This window comes from Adhaeretor mobilis, assembly GCF_007741515.1.
Classification (GTDB): Bacteria; Planctomycetota; Planctomycetia; order Pirellulales; family Lacipirellulaceae; genus Adhaeretor; species Adhaeretor mobilis.
Genome location: NZ_CP036263.1, coordinates 2,479,568 through 2,495,388 on the forward strand (window position 1 = coordinate 2,479,568; position 15,821 = coordinate 2,495,388).

10 protein-coding genes and 1 tRNA gene are annotated in these 15,821 nt (G+C 55.6%); 8 read left to right on the forward strand and 3 right to left on the reverse strand.

Annotated features, from left to right (window positions below; genetic code table 11):
- Window positions 1-544: 544 nt before the first annotated feature.
- A complete protein-coding gene (locus tag HG15A2_RS09740) occupies window positions 545-2,428 on the reverse strand; it encodes an SH3 domain-containing protein (RefSeq protein WP_145059999.1) in 1,884 nt (627 codons plus the stop codon).
- A gap of 201 nt (window positions 2,429-2,629) precedes the next feature.
- Here HG15A2_RS09740 and HG15A2_RS09745 point away from each other — a divergent pair, with 201 nt between their 5' ends.
- Together HG15A2_RS09745 and hemL are read left to right on the forward strand one after the other, a co-directional pair.
- Window positions 2,630-4,507, forward strand: a complete 1,878-nt coding sequence (locus tag HG15A2_RS09745; RefSeq protein ID WP_145060001.1) for a serine/threonine protein kinase — start codon at window positions 2,630-2,632, stop codon at window positions 4,505-4,507.
- 116 nt (window positions 4,508-4,623) lie between these two features.
- Window positions 4,624-5,925 (forward strand): glutamate-1-semialdehyde 2,1-aminomutase, encoded by a 1,302-nt coding sequence (hemL, locus tag HG15A2_RS09750; RefSeq protein WP_145060003.1) that lies wholly within the window; start codon window positions 4,624-4,626, stop codon window positions 5,923-5,925.
- 196 nt (window positions 5,926-6,121) lie between these two features.
- On the opposite strand, the gene tsaB is transcribed toward hemL, so the two are convergent.
- Complete coding sequence (gene tsaB, locus HG15A2_RS09755; RefSeq protein WP_145060005.1) at window positions 6,122-6,847, reverse strand: tRNA (adenosine(37)-N6)-threonylcarbamoyltransferase complex dimerization subunit type 1 TsaB; 726 nt, start codon at window positions 6,845-6,847, stop codon at window positions 6,122-6,124.
- A gap of 228 nt (window positions 6,848-7,075) precedes the next feature.
- On the opposite strand from tsaB, the gene HG15A2_RS09760 reads away from it, so the two are divergent.
- From HG15A2_RS09760 to HG15A2_RS09775, 4 genes are all read left to right on the forward strand, one after another.
- Window positions 7,076-7,828, forward strand: coding sequence for a metallophosphoesterase family protein (locus HG15A2_RS09760; protein ID WP_145060006.1), 753 nt, complete (start codon window positions 7,076-7,078; stop codon window positions 7,826-7,828).
- 160 nt (window positions 7,829-7,988) lie between these two features.
- Window positions 7,989-10,385 carry a YidC/Oxa1 family insertase periplasmic-domain containing protein gene (locus tag HG15A2_RS09765; protein WP_145060008.1) on the forward strand — a complete coding sequence of 799 codons (2,397 nt, stop codon included), beginning with the start codon at window positions 7,989-7,991 and terminating at the stop codon, window positions 10,383-10,385.
- Window positions 10,386-10,406: 21 nt separating this feature from the next.
- The gene (locus HG15A2_RS09770; protein WP_145060009.1) at window positions 10,407-11,831 is read left to right on the forward strand and encodes a tRNA modification GTPase; all 1,425 of its coding nucleotides are present in this window, start codon (window positions 10,407-10,409) and stop codon (window positions 11,829-11,831) included.
- A 138-nt stretch (window positions 11,832-11,969) separates the two neighbouring features.
- Entirely contained in the window at window positions 11,970-13,346 is a 1,377-nt protein-coding gene (locus HG15A2_RS09775) for a M20/M25/M40 family metallo-hydrolase (RefSeq protein WP_145060011.1), read from the forward strand.
- A gap of 21 nt (window positions 13,347-13,367) precedes the next feature.
- Here HG15A2_RS09775 and HG15A2_RS09780 read toward each other — a convergent pair whose 3' ends face one another.
- Window positions 13,368-13,670 (reverse strand): DUF971 domain-containing protein, encoded by a 303-nt coding sequence (locus HG15A2_RS09780; protein ID WP_218932450.1) that lies wholly within the window; start codon window positions 13,668-13,670, stop codon window positions 13,368-13,370.
- Between the two features lie 244 nt (window positions 13,671-13,914).
- Here HG15A2_RS09780 and HG15A2_RS09785 point away from each other — a divergent pair.
- Both HG15A2_RS09785 and HG15A2_RS09790 read left to right on the forward strand, forming a co-directional pair.
- Window positions 13,915-13,998 (forward strand) — tRNA-Leu (locus tag HG15A2_RS09785).
- Between the two features lie 352 nt (window positions 13,999-14,350).
- Window positions 14,351-15,727, forward strand: a complete 1,377-nt coding sequence (locus HG15A2_RS09790) for a sulfatase family protein (protein WP_145060013.1) — start codon at window positions 14,351-14,353, stop codon at window positions 15,725-15,727.
- The last annotated feature ends 94 nt before the right edge of the window (window positions 15,728-15,821 follow it).

Here is a 15,821-nt window from a genome sequence, read left to right on the forward strand (position 1 = left end):
GGGGGAATGGAACATGCTTCGTTGCTTTGCCGAACTCTCTACCAATTTGCCTACGGTCAACCCACTGCAATCTTGACTCTTTTCAAACCTGTGGAGAGGTAGTCGAAAACGATAGTTCTTTGACCGAGTACGCGGGTTAGCCCAGTGCCGTTCGAGCCTGCGGTCATGGGCATTGCGCCAAGCAAAGCTAGGGAAAGGGGAACGAAATGGAACTTGCAGCTTTGTAACCTTTCGTAGGTGTTCTACCCCGTACGGTTGTATTCTTACCGCCTGCTTTCGGCGGGGCGATTGGACTAACCGCAGCAGATTTCTGCTTGCAGGAATCGTAAGGGGTAGCGAAGTCCTCTGAGGTTCTGCCGTCAATAAACGACACAGCATCTTGGTGATAGATTCCCCTCAAAGGTTCTACTCTCGCCTCTGGTGTGCGAATGTCCCGAGGTATTGAGCCAAAACACATTTGTACTGCATGTGGCATTCGAGTGTCCTGCATGGGGCACCTGCCGTGCAGGATTACACGAATGTGGGACGTGCCATCGATAGAACCCTATCGTCGTTGCACGCTACCCAATGGATTCACGCGGCTAGCAGTTACGTGAGCCCGTTTGTAGTCGGGCATGTATCCGCGTTTGCCTTGGATACCCACCCGACGGCCCACAAAGCGTTGCAGGTTGACATCGGGCGTAGGTGTTACGAACGAGACGACTTCACCCACGTCGTTCACCAACGCATAACGGGGTGCTTTGGCACGTCGCGAGACGACCGGCTTGAGTGTACCTACGGCGTCGTATTTTGCTTCCTCAGTTCCGATTGGTTGTTGGTTTACCGAAGTCTGACTCGGTGTGGAATCAAACGGATCAACCTGTGAGGCCGCAATTGATCGCGGAGCTGCGACTGAAGCTGGAATGCTTCGCTGAACCGGCGCCGTACCGAGGTCTTCCTGAATGCGCGAACGAAGAGCGGCCGTATCAGGAGTGAACAGCGGAGGTCCTGTTGTTGTCGTTGAACCGGCAAGTCCTTCCGGCAATTCGACATCGGGTATCTCGACTTGATCGGCATCCACTGGAATCGTCGCTGCCACGCCATTCGCCTGCGATGCAGGCAACGCTATAGGGGCTGTTTGGAGCCCCCCCGCCGTTTGCGGTTTCGCGGCAGCAATCGCACCTGGAAGTGGTTGCTCATACCGTTTCTGAACCTGCTCAAACACAGCGATGCGTTCCAGCAGTTCGCGATATTGCTCCCGCGCTGCCGGTTGCTGCTCGTTTGCCAGTAGTACGGCCGTTTCTTCACGCAACGCGACAAGATTCCACTGCTTAGGAGGCTGAATGACGGTTCGCGATAGGCGAACCTGCAGTTCGGCAATTCGTTGATTCTCTGGCAGCGTGGGGGCCTCTTGTCGGAACTTGATGCGTGGTGGAGTGCTTCCTGCGATAGGTGGGTTCGCAGCCGGATAGTTCGGTTGCTCTGCGTTCGAAGCAGGTTGAGCAGTTCCTGAGCTCTGAACACCGGCGGCATACAGAGGCGGCGCTGCCGGACTTGACTGGGCCTGCTCGAGCTGGGCCTGCTCATATTGGGCATGCTTAAGCTGTGCCTGCTGCAACTCAGCCGGTGAGCCCTCGACGATCCGAACTTCCTCGCTTGAGGTATCTTGTAGAGGCAGTTGAGTTGGAATTGCCGAAGCCGGTAGAGGATTTGTTGGAGGGGCAGATTGCAAATGGGTAAATGCGTCTTGGAGAGCATCCGCTGGTGTCGGTGAGGTGTTGTTTGAGCCGTTGCTGCTTGCAGCGTTGTCACTTCGCCAAGGCACCTTAGGGACGCCGAAGTGCGACGCTGCCGTCAGGGAACTATTGACATTCGGGGTCGGTAGCGGTTTGGCCTCGAACGGGGGCTGCAAGGAAATGTCTTTCGCAGCAACCCAACGAAACTCGCCTGAGGGGGGCGCAATGCGCGCCCACTCATCGCCACTTTTGATGGGGCCAAGCAGGCCGATGCGTTCTCCCCGTTTCAGCATAATTTGCACCGCTTGTTTTTGTGGCGAGAGTTGACTCCCCACACGTGCAACGGCGTCGTCGGAGATCACTTCTGCTGTGTTCTGATCAATGACACGCAGGCTTCGCGTAGCGACTAGGCTGTACGCGCCGTGTGGTGGACGGACAGCGCACCAACCGCCCTGGTCGTGGCGAAACACTTCGACTGCGGCGCCCGATTTCAAAGCGCCCGTTGGGTAATGCCGTTCGCTGGGACCGCTACGGACATACGCATTGTCCTGGTTGACAAAAGCCACGTAGGGGAACGCTTGCCCAGGTACGTTTTCCAGACCTTGAGCCGGTGCAGCAGTAGCTGCGAATGGATAGACTACTGCAAACGCGCAGGATCCTATGAGGAGCCTTGTAAGTGCAAAGTGAATGTGAATTGAACAACGTCTATCCATGACGGTGCCTCGTACCGGTGGGTTCTTCAAACAGAGAATCACGCGGACTTGTACGAAAAGCAGCCCAGGCTAGCAAGGCAATCCGAGGTTGCTAGCTGTTGAAAGCGTCGGTTGTTAGACTAGAGGAAACAGCTCCCCGTCGACCTGCTGCTTGCCACCTTACCTAACACCCCTATCTAGCCGTTCTCTTCGAGGCCTTCTATGGAGATCCAACAGCTGGGCCCCTACAAACTGATCAAACGTATCGGCAAAGGAGGTATGGGCTCGGTTTATGAAGCCATCGAGACGGAATTTACTGAAGGGGGGCCTGGCGAGCGTGTGGCCGTAAAGGTGTTGAGCCCTCAACTGGCCATGGCCGAAGGGTTTCGTGAGCGATTCGAAGCTGAAATTGAATCGTTGAAAATCCTCCAGCACCCAGGCATTGTGCGCTTGCTAGGATATGGAGAAGACGGTGGCACGATTTTCTACTCGATGGAATTGGTCGATGGACCTAGTCTTGAACAAGAGCTAGCCGCCGGTCGTCGATTCGATTGGAAGGAAACGCTCCAGATCGGAATCCAGGTTTGTCGCGCACTGAAGCACGCTCATGATCATGGCGTAGTGCATCGCGACATCAAACCTGCCAACCTGCTGCTGGCCGAGGGCGATCAGGTGAAGATTGCCGACTTCGGTATCGCCCGGTTGTTCGGCTCGACACAACTCACCACGGCCGGAGGGGTCCTCGGCACGGCAGATTACATGTCGCCCGAGCAAGCTGAGGGGAGCCCAGTGACCGAGAAGTGCGATCAGTACAGCTTGGGCTCGGTCATGTACGCCTTGCTATCGGGCCGACCACCCTTCCGTGCGAAGAGCATGCCCGAAATGCTGCAAATGCAGCGCTATGCAGAGGCAGAACCGGTCACTCGTTACGCACCGCGAACACCCGCGCATCTAGAAAAACTAATCAATCAACTGCTCAGCAAAGAGCCCGATGAGCGATTCCCGAATATCATGGTGCTCGCTCGGCACATGGAAGCGATGCTCAAAGCACTTTCCAGGCCAAAGAAGGAAGAGGCTGCACCAGAGGCAAAGCAGGAGAGAACTCCCTTAAAAGGCAACACTCCAGCAGGTGGCACCGCTGCGAGCCAGACGGATGTGACGATCGCTCACGAGAGCGGAATCCTTGCTACCGACGATTCTATCGATTTGCTTATCCCGGAAGAGGTCTACAATGCCGCGACGATGGCCGACTCCGGCGAACTCGAGCTAGCCGACCCGCCACCCGGAGTGCCCACAACCGCAGGCGTTACCTCGGCGACTCAGCAGGTAGGGACGAGTCCGGCTAAAGTACAGGAACCAACCAAGCGTTTTACGACTGTAGACGAAGAACAGCGTCTCCGTAAACGAGAGCAGGGGAGTGATCGATTAGCAGTGGGTGCTCAAGTCGTAGGCTTGCTCGCCGCCCTTGCTGCTGTGGTGGGCACCGGTTGGTGGATGCTTAAGCCACCCACAGCCGATGAGTTGTTTGCGACGATTGAGTCGACATTCCACCAGAATGGAACCCGTGGAATTCGAGACCTGGCAGACGAGTTGGAGCAGTTTGGAGAGAGATTCCCCAATGACCCACGCCAGGGGGAGCTGAAAGATCTTCGTTCGGAGCTAGAACTCCAAAGGCTGGGACAGAAACTTCGTGCGCAATCAAGATTTGCCAAGATTGGCTCGCTGCATCCCATTCAGCAACTTTACAGCGAAGCAATCTCGCTGGAGGAGCAAAATCCGGCCGAAGCGGCTGCTGTCTTGGAAGATTTACTGAGTTTGTACCCCCGGCCAACTGAGACACTCGACGAGGAACAGGTTCGCTGGCTTGAGCTAGCGGAACGGCAATTCATGAAGATGCAGGCAGCTACCGATGAGATAGCGGGTAGTCAGCTCCCAGAATTGAAGGCTCGATTAGCTGAAGCCGACAAGCTAAGCGAGATCGCACCAGAAGCAGCGAGAGAAATCTATGCGGCGCTGGTCGGACTCTACCAGGATAAGCTTTGGGCGAAGGCCATTGTCGAAACCGCGAAGCAGCGATTGCGGAAACTGGCCAACGAATAGGTTAGTTTTTGCGTTATTACTAGCCATGGATTGTACGGATCGGAGTTCAGAAAACGATCAAATCAATCCGTGGCTGACTTTGTTTTTCAACTTGTGAAAGAAAGCTACTTAAGTTCATGAATTCCCCCCTCATTACAAATCACAAGAACAGCAAAGCACAATTTGAACGCGCTCAACATCTCATGCCGGGTGGCGTGAATAGCCCGGCGCGTGCTTTTGGCGCGGTGGGTGGCACGCCTCTGTTCATCGAGCGGGGCAACGGGTCGTCCATCTACGATGTGGATGGCAATTGCTATCTCGATTACATCGGCTCCTGGGGGCCGATGATTCTTGGGCACCGTCATCCGGAGGTGATCGCCGCGCTTGAGCAATCTTTGGCGACGGGGACGAGTTTTGGAGCTCCTACCGAAGCGGAGAGCCTCATCGCGGAGCAGATCATCGATGCTGTGGCATCCATCGAGAAAGTACGCCTGGTCAATTCCGGCACGGAAGCCACGATGAGCGCTGTTCGACTTGCCCGCGGATTCACGGGGCGTGATCTCATCGTCAAGTTTGCAGGAAACTACCACGGACATGTCGACAGCTTGCTCGTTTCAGCGGGTAGCTCGGCTGCGACCCTGGGCGTGCCTAATTCGCCGGGCATCACCGCGGGTGCTTCCAAGGATACGCTCGTCCGAGAATACAACGACGTTGCGGGCCTTGAGCAAGCATTTGCTGAGCACGGCCCGCAGATCGCTGGTGTCATTCTCGAACCGGTGGTCGGCAACATGGGTGTCGTCACTCCAACGGATGCGTTTTGCAAAGCACTGAATAGCCTTACGAAACAGCACGGTGCGCTACTGATTTGCGATGAAGTCATGACCGGCTTTCGCGTTGCGTTTGGTGGAGCTCAATCGCTGTTTGGCTTGCAGCCCGATCTTACTACTCTGGGGAAAATCGTAGGTGGTGGCCTTCCCGTTGGTGCTTACGGCGGTCGCGAGGAGGTGATGAACTATGTGTTGCCGGCTGGCGAAGTGTTTCAGGCCGGCACGCTCAGCGGCAATCCGCTGGCTACGGCTGCCGGTAGCGCGACCCTGCGATTACTCAAAGAGCAGCCGCCTTATGAGCAGCTCGAACAATCTGGGGCAAAGCTCGAGGCCGGCCTGCATGAAGCTGCCAACAAGCACGACATTCCGCACACCATTGCCCGGGTGGGCAGCATGATGACCTTGTTCTTCAACGATCTAGACGTGGGCGATTGGTCAGCCGCCAGCCAAAGCAATACGGAGCGCTACGCCAAATACTTCTGGGGCATGATCGAGCGAGGCGTGTACCTGCCTTGCAGTCAGTACGAAGCACTATTCATTTCGACTGCGCATAGTGATGACGACTTGCAGCACACGATTGATGCTGCTGAAGAAGTATTCGCGATTCTGTAGTTCAATTTCTGTAGAGCAGCAGCTCTGTGAGAAGGATTTGCTAGGCTCCGCCATTCGCTATACAAGCACGACGCGCTAGCGAGTGGATCGAAACGTTACTCTCGCGGAACCGGTATCTCGTTGGCAGGTTATCCACTCGCTTGCGCCTCGTGCTTGTATTTGTTGCCTTCTGTTCAACCTTTTTTGCGCAAACATGTCAGCTATCGGCTTTTTCTTCCGCAGCGCTGCGCCTGCCGTAGCTCGGAACTAGCTGAAGTGGATCGACTGTGCGTTGTTCCAGAAATAACTCATAGCCAAGCATGCCCACTGCGGCAGCTTGCGGAGTATTCTGAGCAGATTCGCAGGTAGTGACGCCCTCTGGTAGCCTGCCCTGCAATTTCTCGATGGGCTGGCCACAGACCCAATCGTCGGGAACAAGTCTCTCTAGGAATGCGTCGGTGGTAAGCAAATCTGCCGTGGCTTCGGCCTGGCCTGCTAGGGAGTCACGCGATTGGAAATGTGCCGTGAAGAGTTCCCTCCGCTGGGCATCCAGGACGCACCATAATCGCTGGTAAGGCTCTTCGACTCCAGCTGCTAAGGCGGCCAGCGTGTTTACGCTCACCAGCGGTGTCCTCAGAGCGTAGGCCAGTGTCTTGGCAGCCGTTACGCCGACCCGGAGTCCGGTGAACGAGCCGGGGCCGGTTGCTACGCAGATGAGTCCCAACTCTGCTGGAATCCAGTCTTGCTCCGCTAAAACGTGCTTAATTGCGGGAATGAGCGACTGCGCTGATCGGATCTCTTCAGGTAGCCGTATTTCGGCGCTCAGCACCGCACGCTCATCATCACCTTCGAGGAGTGCGACCGAGCCGGTCTTTCCGCTTGTTTCGAGTGCAAGAAGCTTCATGGCCAGCGGAGTGATCTCGGGGGTAGTTGCTTGAATCACGAGGGGGTGTAACCCATTCTCAATGAGTAGCGAGCAGCCGCCAACCGGTAGGGCGTGCTTGACCCCCTATTCTCAGGCATTTAGACTGGTGTGTCAGCGTAGTTTCCGCAGATCAAGCTCTGTCAAATCAATCTCCCCAGCTAGCCAGTGCCCCGAAGTAGTCTAGTGTCCTGCATGAGCATGGCGTAGCTACGGGCCAAGCAAGTTCGAACTCAGGTAACCAACACCGTGAAGCGGGCAATTATTAGTGATATTCACGGTAACCTTGAAGCGGCTCAGGCCGTGTTGGCACATATCAAGGAGCAGAAGGTCGACGAAATTTTCTGCCTGGGCGATACCATTGGCTACGGACCCAACCCGTGCGAATGTCTCGACTTAGTGATTGAAAATTGCAAGGTGGGGCTGCTGGGCAATCACGACCAGGGAGCTATGTTCGACCCTGAAGGCTTCAATAGTGGTGCCGAGCGAGCAATCTTTTGGACCCGCGATCAGTTGGAGAAATCCACCGGCGACCGCGCTGGCATCGACCGTCGCTGGGATTTCCTCGGCACCTTACCACGCATTCATCGCGACGATCCCTGGCTGTACGTTCACGGATCGCCTCGCAACCCTGTGAATGAGTACGTTTTCCCGGAAGATATCTACAATCAGAAGAAAATGGAGAAGCTGTTCGCACTGGTGACGAAAGCCTGTTTTCAGGGTCATACGCATGTGCCTGGAGTTTTCCTGGAAAGCATGGAGTTTGTGTCCCCCGATCAAACCGACCATGTCTACAACATTGGTGATGAAAAATTCATGGTGAATGTGGGCTCAGTCGGGCAACCACGCGATGGCGACCCGCGTTCCTGCTATATCGTTCAAGAAGATGACAAGATTTCCTTCCACCGCGTCGAATACGACATTGAGAAGACGTCGGAGAAGATTTATCAAACGCCCGATCTTGATAATTTCCTGGGCGACCGCATCAAGGAGGGGCGCTAGCAGCGGTTGTCGGAATAAGCCGACCTCTACTGTTGCGCACGCGATGCGTTCTCTCTCGCTCTCTAGTTTCTCTAGCTCTTACGGGCCTAGCGAAGACTAACGAGCGAACCGCAAATCACCCCGATTTGCGACCGCTACCTAACTATAAGGACCACATGACGTGGATCGTCGATTTATTCTCTGGTTGGCCATTTCGTTCTTGCTGATATTATTGTTTGCAAAGCGACCAGAGCCACCGAAGGAAGAACCCAAAGACAAACAGGCTGCCAATCAGCTTGCCGAAGGCGAACAGCCGCAGGCAGATCCGGCCGGTGCCGAAGGGCTCGCGGGGCAGACTGATGAACCGCCTGCTGGACAAGACGACCGGGAAGGGCCGGAGGATGAGCCAGCGGAGCAAGAACAGCAGGTAGTTCCCCAAAAGCTCACGCTCGGCACGGTCGATCCTGATTCCAACTATCGCATGTTGGTCACTTTAACCAACGAAGGTGCAGGCGTTGAGCGCATCGAGCTGGCGAGCCCACGATACTTAGATCTCACTGATCGGGGTGGTTACCTGGGGCACTTGGCTCTCAGATCTGCGAAAGAAGGCGGGTTCGAAGTTCAAGTAGTCGGTGCAGGCACGCCCGCTCAGCAGGCGGGTATCGAAGTAGGCGATCGCCTGTTGGCCGCTGGCACAAAAGAGTTGAAGCCCATCGAATCGATGGAAGCGTTTCGGAAGTTGTTAGCGAAGACCAAGCCGGGCAAAGAACTGAAACTACAGGTTGCTCGCAGCGGCAACCAACGAGAGCTTGTCGCGAAACTTAAGCGCCGGCCGCTGGAAGTGACCCGACCAGAAGTGGAGAACGTGCGCCTGTGGGCAGAGAAGCTGCCAGCCGGTTTGCGTTCGCCTCCGTCCTTTCAAGTCACCTTAGAGCAAATCGATTCTCAAACGCTTTCCGGGAAGAATCGACAGCGTCTCGAAGACGAGTTACCACTGCTCCAAGAGTTCGACGGTTTGGAGCTGCGCAAAACTCCCTGGGAAGTCGCCGAGCAAACTGCCGATTCGGTTACTTTTCGCAAACACTCCGTGAAGTACGGTCTCACCTTTGTGAAACGTTACCAATTGGAAGAGATTCCCGAAGGGATGAAACCTTCGGCTGACTACCCTGCCTACAATCTGACGCTCGAACTCTCCATTGAAAACACGGGCGACGCGGACCGCGAGCTTGCCTATCGACTGGACGGGCCCAACGGCTTGCCGATCGAAGGTTGGTGGTATGCTTACAAGATCGGCCACGATTGGGGAGCAGTCGGTCTGCGAGACGTGATGTCGCGGACTTTCGATGCGGAAGTCCAGCAGTTCGCACCCGCCACTATCGCCACTGGGGAAGTGGAAGCGTTAGAGGGGAGCCCACTGGCGTTTATCGGCGTCGATGCCCAGTATTTTTCAGTCATGATGATCCCACAGAAAGAGTCGGCCGACGAGTTGTGGATTGAGAGCACCGAGTTCGTTTCCCTCAGCCCCGAGCCCAAGAAACGCAGCAGCGAAGGCAAGTACGTGAACGCCACGTGCCGGTTGTTGAGCGTTCCCAAAACCTTGGAGGCGGGTGGAAAGCGAACCGACAAGTACACGCTGTTTGCAGGACCGAAGCGGCCCGAGTTGTTGGCGGAGTACCAATCCGTAGACAGCCCGCAGTACAGTCTAGGCGATCTGATCACCTACGGCTGGTTCAGCCGGATCGCCAAGGGCATGCTATGGATCCTGCATTTCTTCTACGACATCGTAGGCAACTACGGCATCTCGATCATTCTGTTGACGGTTCTGGTACGCAGCTGCATGTTTCCCATCAGCCGCAAGCAAGCACACAGCATGGCGAAGATGCAAGAGCTGAAGCCGGAGATGGATCGCATCAAGGAGAAGTACAAGTCCGACATGCAAAAGCAGTCGCAGATGACACAAGAGCTATACCGAAAGCACGGCGTGAACCCGTTGGCCGGTTGCCTACCGATGCTCATTCAATTGCCTGTGTTTGTAGGGCTGTATCGTGGGTTGGCAGTAGATGTTGAGCTCCGCCAAGCCTCGCTCTTTGGCGAAGGCGTTCGCTGGTGTTCCAATCTGGCAGCGCCCGACATGTTCTGGGATTGGTCCGCCTACATGCCTGAGTTCATCAACCGGGGTGAGGGTTTCTTTGGACTGGGTCCTTACCTGAATGTGCTGCCGCTAATCACTATTTGCTTCTACATTCTTCAACAAAAGCTCTTTATGCCACCTCCGGCCAACGAACAGGCCGAGATGCAGCAGAAAATCATGAAGTACATGATGGTCTTCATGGGGCTATTGTTTTACAAAGTCCCTAGTGGCCTGTGTTTGTATTTCATCGCGTCGAGTGCTTGGGGCATTGCCGAGCGGCTTTTGTTGCCCAAGCCGACCCCTGCCGACAGCACGGTCGCACTAGCAAGTTCTGCGGACAAGCCATCGACAGCCAGTAGCGACCGAATTACCAAAGAGAAGAAACGTTCCAGCAAGAACGGTAAACCGGGTGGCAAGCGGGGCGGCAAATCGAAACGGAAGCGTTAACGGCACGCTGCTCGTGGCATCATGACCTACGACATACAAGATGAAATCGTAGCCGTGGCCACTCCATCGTCCGGTCACGGTGCGCGGGCTATTGTGCGCGTTGGTGGTCCGAGAGCGGTTGAGTTGCTGGCCAATTGTTTCACCGCGACTGGGGCAGTCGAGCTAGAATCGCTCAAGGCGTCGCAACGCATCCCGGGGCAACTGCGGCTCAGCTGTGACTCTTCTAAGCCACTGGCCGTTCCGTGCAACGCATTTGTATGGCCCCACGATCGTAGTTACACCCGCCAGCCGCTGGTGGAATTGCATCTGCCCGGGGCAGCGCCTCTGTCGAACGCCGCCGTTGAAACACTCTGTCGAGCTGGCGGAAGACTTGCTCAGGCGGGCGAATTCACTCTCCGTGCCTTTCTCGGCGGTCGCATCGACTTGACGCAAGCGGAGGCTGTCCTGGGGGTGATCGATGCGAGCGACCGGACATCACTGGATGCCGCGTTGGCCCAACTGGCGGGTGGTCTCTCAAAGCCGCTTGATCTGCTTCGGAATCAACTCTTGAACTTGCTGGCCGAACTAGAGGCGGGGCTCGACTTCGCCGACGAGGACATCGAGTTCATCAGTCGTGACGTGCTCGGCACTGCACTTCAAGAAGCGGAGGCAACCTTACTGGAATCGCTCCAACAGCTTACTACGCGAGACACTTCCAGTGAAACTCCACAAGTGGTACTCACTGGCCCACCCAATGCGGGCAAGAGCAGCCTTTTCAATTTACTAGTCGAGCGTTACTCGAGGGAAGCTGCCTCACCTGCGGCGCTAGTTTCGGAAGTCGCTGGTACAACGCGTGATTACTTATCAGCAGCGATCGAAATCGATGGCCACTCGCTAAGGCTGATTGACACCGCAGGACAAGAAACGCTGCGGGCTGTGCCAAGCGATATCGAGACGAAGGCGGACTTGGGTATCGCAGTCGCTTCGCAGGCGGCGGGCAGCACGCAAAAGCAAACGGCCGCGTTGCGAATCGAGTGCTCTCCCGCCGGCGAGCTGCGAGGCTCGGCCCCAAGACGTGAGGAGAAAACTTCAGTCATCTCGCTACTCACGAAAGCTGATCTTGCTGCCGATCCGACACAAGAACTCCTCACTTGCAGCAGTTTTACAGGCGCTGGGATAGAGCGGCTGGTACAAGCGATTCTCCAGAAGCTTGATGCGGGCGAGCCGACTGGGGAGGGAGTCGCTTCCACGGCACTTCGTTGCAGGGTAAGCCTTGAGCAGGCTCACGAAGCCATCATTTCTGCCCTCGATTTGTGCCATTCGGGCGGCGAGGGACAATTAGGTGGTGAAGAGCTAATATCCGCCGAACTACGCACGGCCCTCGATCGCCTGGGCGAGGTCGTGGGAGCGGTCTACAACGACGATGTCCTGGACCGCGTCTTTAGCCAATTTTGCATTGGCAAATAGGATGTCGCACATCCGCAGATAGAGCTATTCCTACTCGTGAGGGTTGCGCGGACGGCCTGAGCTTGGCTGCGGGAATTCGCCCTGAATCGTCGATGACTCCTAGGAGAACTACCACGCCCACCTGATTCTCTAAAGTACATGCTCTCTAACCTGCTCTTGTCTCGCGCATCTCACAGTCGTAGCGAGCGTTCCCGAATTGCCATCACGTCGATCAACACCTGGTGGAGCTTGGCCCTAGGGCTTGCTGCATGCATTGCCACGTCGGGCACGGCCAACGAGCGCCGTGCCATGCTCGATTCGGCCATGGCATCTGTGACGGTCGATGAGATCCGCGATCACGCAGGCGTGCTGGCCGGAGATGCCTTTGAGGGGCGCGAAGCGGGTGCCCGAGGCGGACGTGCTGCTGCCGGATATCTCCAAGAGCAGCTGCAGCAAATCAGCGTGGCTCCTGGCGGTCCTGGTGGGGGCTACTCTCAGCCTTTCAACGGCAACATGCAAAACCTATTGGCCGTCATTCCTGGCACCGACGAGCAACTAAGCGAGGAATACGTGATTGTTGGTGCCCATTACGATCATGTGGGCTATGGCTCGCGTCAAACCAGCTATGGGCCCTACGGCTACATTCACAATGGTGCCGACGACAATGCGAGCGGTGTGTCCGCACTGTTGGAAGCATGCGAAGCGCTCGTCGCTGCCGGCTTTCAACCGCGACGTTCGGTGCTCTTTGCCCTGTGGGATGGAGAAGAAAAAAATCTACTCGGCTCGCGGCATTGGCTTAGCAATCCTACCGTGCCTATCGAACAAGTTCGCATGCTGGTGAACATCGACATGGTCGGCCGCATGACCGACGGGCGACTGCAAGTGGCTGGCGTTCGCACGGGAGTGGGAATGCGAAAACTGTTTAGCAGCCCGCAACTTCCCGAGGGCATGCATCTCGATTTTTCCTGGGAATACAAAAGTAATAGCGACCACTGGCCATTTTTTGAGCGAAAAATCCCAGCCGTCTACTTGCACACGGGGCTGCACGACGACTATCACCGTCCGAGCGACGACGTGGAGAAGCTGAACCTGGCAGGTGTACGTCTTACGTCGCAATATCTGGTGCAGGTTCTCATGCAACTCGCTGACTCGGACACGACGCCCACCTATCGTTCCGAGGCCCGCTACGAAAACGTCGCCGCTCAGGCTGTTCTTGAGCAACCCTTGTCCCCGTTGCCCAGGAATGCTGTGCGTCCACGACTGGGACTCTCGTGGAGAGCAGATGCTGCCGAGCCGCAGTCCGTGTTTGTGACTCGCGTTGTCCCAGACTCTCCAGCGGAACACGCTGGAATCGTTTTGAATGATCGTCTGCTCGAATTTGCCGGCAAGCCCATCGACGATCGTGATGCGTTATTAGTGCAAATCAGCGAGGCACTAGGTTCAAACGCAGCCGCTCTCAATTTTGTTGTAGAAACACAGGGCCGAATCCGTCACGTGCGGGTCAATTTAAAGGCCGCTGACGACCCCTCGCTATAGTGGGCCTGCTTTTTGCCCCTCTCAGTCAATCCCGGCAGCCAATTCCTGCAGTCGTTTCCAGGTGAAGAGTCCGGAATTGTGTCCGTCCGACCAGCGAACTCTAATGGCGTAGCTGCCTACCAGTTCCATCGACTCGATCTTGATATCCTGTGGCACACTTGCCGGGTCAAGAATACGCTCGCCCGTCCACTCGTTAACGCATTGCGCGCATTGGCATTGACCACGGAGTGCTTGCAAGTTGAACTCATGGCGAGCCTCGGCCCACTCAACGAGCAGGAGGCCCTGCTCGTTCAGTGCCTGCAGATTGGTAGGGACATCGGTCAAAGGGGATACTCTCGTAGTGGTCGGTGGCGACTGTTGAAATGAAGCAGGATCGCCAGGATAGGGCAATTCCGGGCGCCTGCGAACCACTTCCAGCCCAGCCCTATCCATTTTGGCCTGTCCTGCCCAAATCGAATCCCGTTCTGTCCAATCATGCTACCCAGGCAGGGTGAACCCTGCCTGCAAAAAATCAAGTCTTTCCCGAGGCAGGATCGAATGCTAGAATCCGTGCTCAACGAGAGCTTCTGGGGGCGTGGCGGAATTGGCAGACGCGCTGGATTTAGGTTCCAGTTCCTTAACCGGAGTGCAGGTTCAACTCCTGTCGCCCCTACTTGATACTCTTAAAAGACTTACGTCGATTCGGCGTGAGTCTTTTTTTGTGCCTGAAGGGCACTCGGAACCAATTCGGGACAACCGGGCGTCTCTGTGGAAGGGGCGCGACTTGCAGTTCGATGACGACCAAGTGCATATTTAGTGGTGACCAACTGAAACTCGGTTACACAATGCGGTCACGCAATCAATTGTGTAGACACGCTGCTGTTCGAGAGTCGTGGGCTATGAAAATGCAACTGCCGTAGGGAACTGCCATTGCGAGTTCGATATCATTTCGTAGGGAGGAGCCCCGCTCAAGTTTGCTCAAATACTGATCGTCAAATTCAGGGCTCTCAACGCATTTGGAAATCATGAAACTACAACCCTTGTTTTTCGCGCTAGGATGCACAATTTCGGCATTGCTCTCTGCCTACAGCGAATGCTCGATCGCGAGCGACCCGCCAATGAATATCCTCGTGCTCTATGCCGACGACTGGCGGCATGACACTTTGGGAGTCGCCGGAAATCCGGTCGTTCAAACGCCCGTGCTAGACGAGTTGGCCAGCCAGGGCATGCGGTTCACGCAGAATTGCGTTACCACCTCGATTTGCGGCGTCAGTCGGGCAACACTCTTCACGGGGCAATGGATGTCACGCCACGGCAACGAAGCGTTCGGGCCTTTCAACACGCCTTGGTCTCAAACTTATCCAGGGCTGCTTCGCGAGCATGGATACTACATCGGCCATGTGGGCAAATGGCACAACGGAAAGTTCCCCGCCAAGAACTTTGATTTCGGTCGGTCCTACCATGGCACTCACTGGATGGAGTTGCCCGATGGCTCAAAGGTTCATGTGACTAAGCGGAACGAGAATGACTCACTTGAATTCCTGCGAACGCGGCCGAGTGAGAAACCGTTTTGTTTGACGGTCGCGTTTTTTGCTAACCATGCTGAAGATAGAAACCCGCTGCAATTCCTGCCACAGCCAGAAAGCATGGAGTTGTACAAAGACACCCTGATTCCAGTTCCGCCGAATGCAACAGACGAGTCGTTTCACCGCTTGCCGGAGTTTGTTGCTACCGAAACGAATGAAGGACGCAATCGTTGGCACTGGCGTTTTGACACGCCAGAAAAATATCAAACAATGATGAAGAACTACTATCGATTAGCCACCGAGGTAGATTCAACTTGCGGCCGGATACTTGAGGAATTGAAGCGTCAGGGAGTCTTCGAGAACACACTAGTCATATTTACGACGGATAACGGCTACTACCATGCCGAACACGGGTTAGCCGATAAGTGGTACCCCCATCAGGAGAGTATTCGAGTGCCACTCATCATTCGTGACCCGCGAATGCCCAAAATGTGTCACGGCGCGTCCAACGAGGAGTTCACGCTGAGTGTCGACTTGGCACCAACGATTCTCCAAGCAGCTGGTATCTCAGTCCCGAAATCCATGCAGGGTCAAGACATAAGTCCCTTGTATCTTGCAGATACAAAGCCAGCATGGCGCGAGGAGTTCTTCTACGAACATCCAACCTTACGGAATATCGACTTCATCCCGTCTTCCCAGGCGCTTGTTCGTAGGGGCTGGAAGTACTTCTACTGGCCTGATTTCGATCGAGACCAATTGTTTGATTTGAAGTCCGATCCGAGAGAAGAGCATGACCTAGCCGCTGCCCCAGAGCAGTCCAAACGATTAACCGAGATGCGTGCTCGTTTTGTTGAGCTCAGAGCCGCAGCCCGCTGAGTCAAACCGACAGGCTCTAGCACACTCAATAGTTTAATTGACAGCAGATTCGGGTGAGGAGACAAGAATTAGCGGCACAGCGCAACTTGAACCG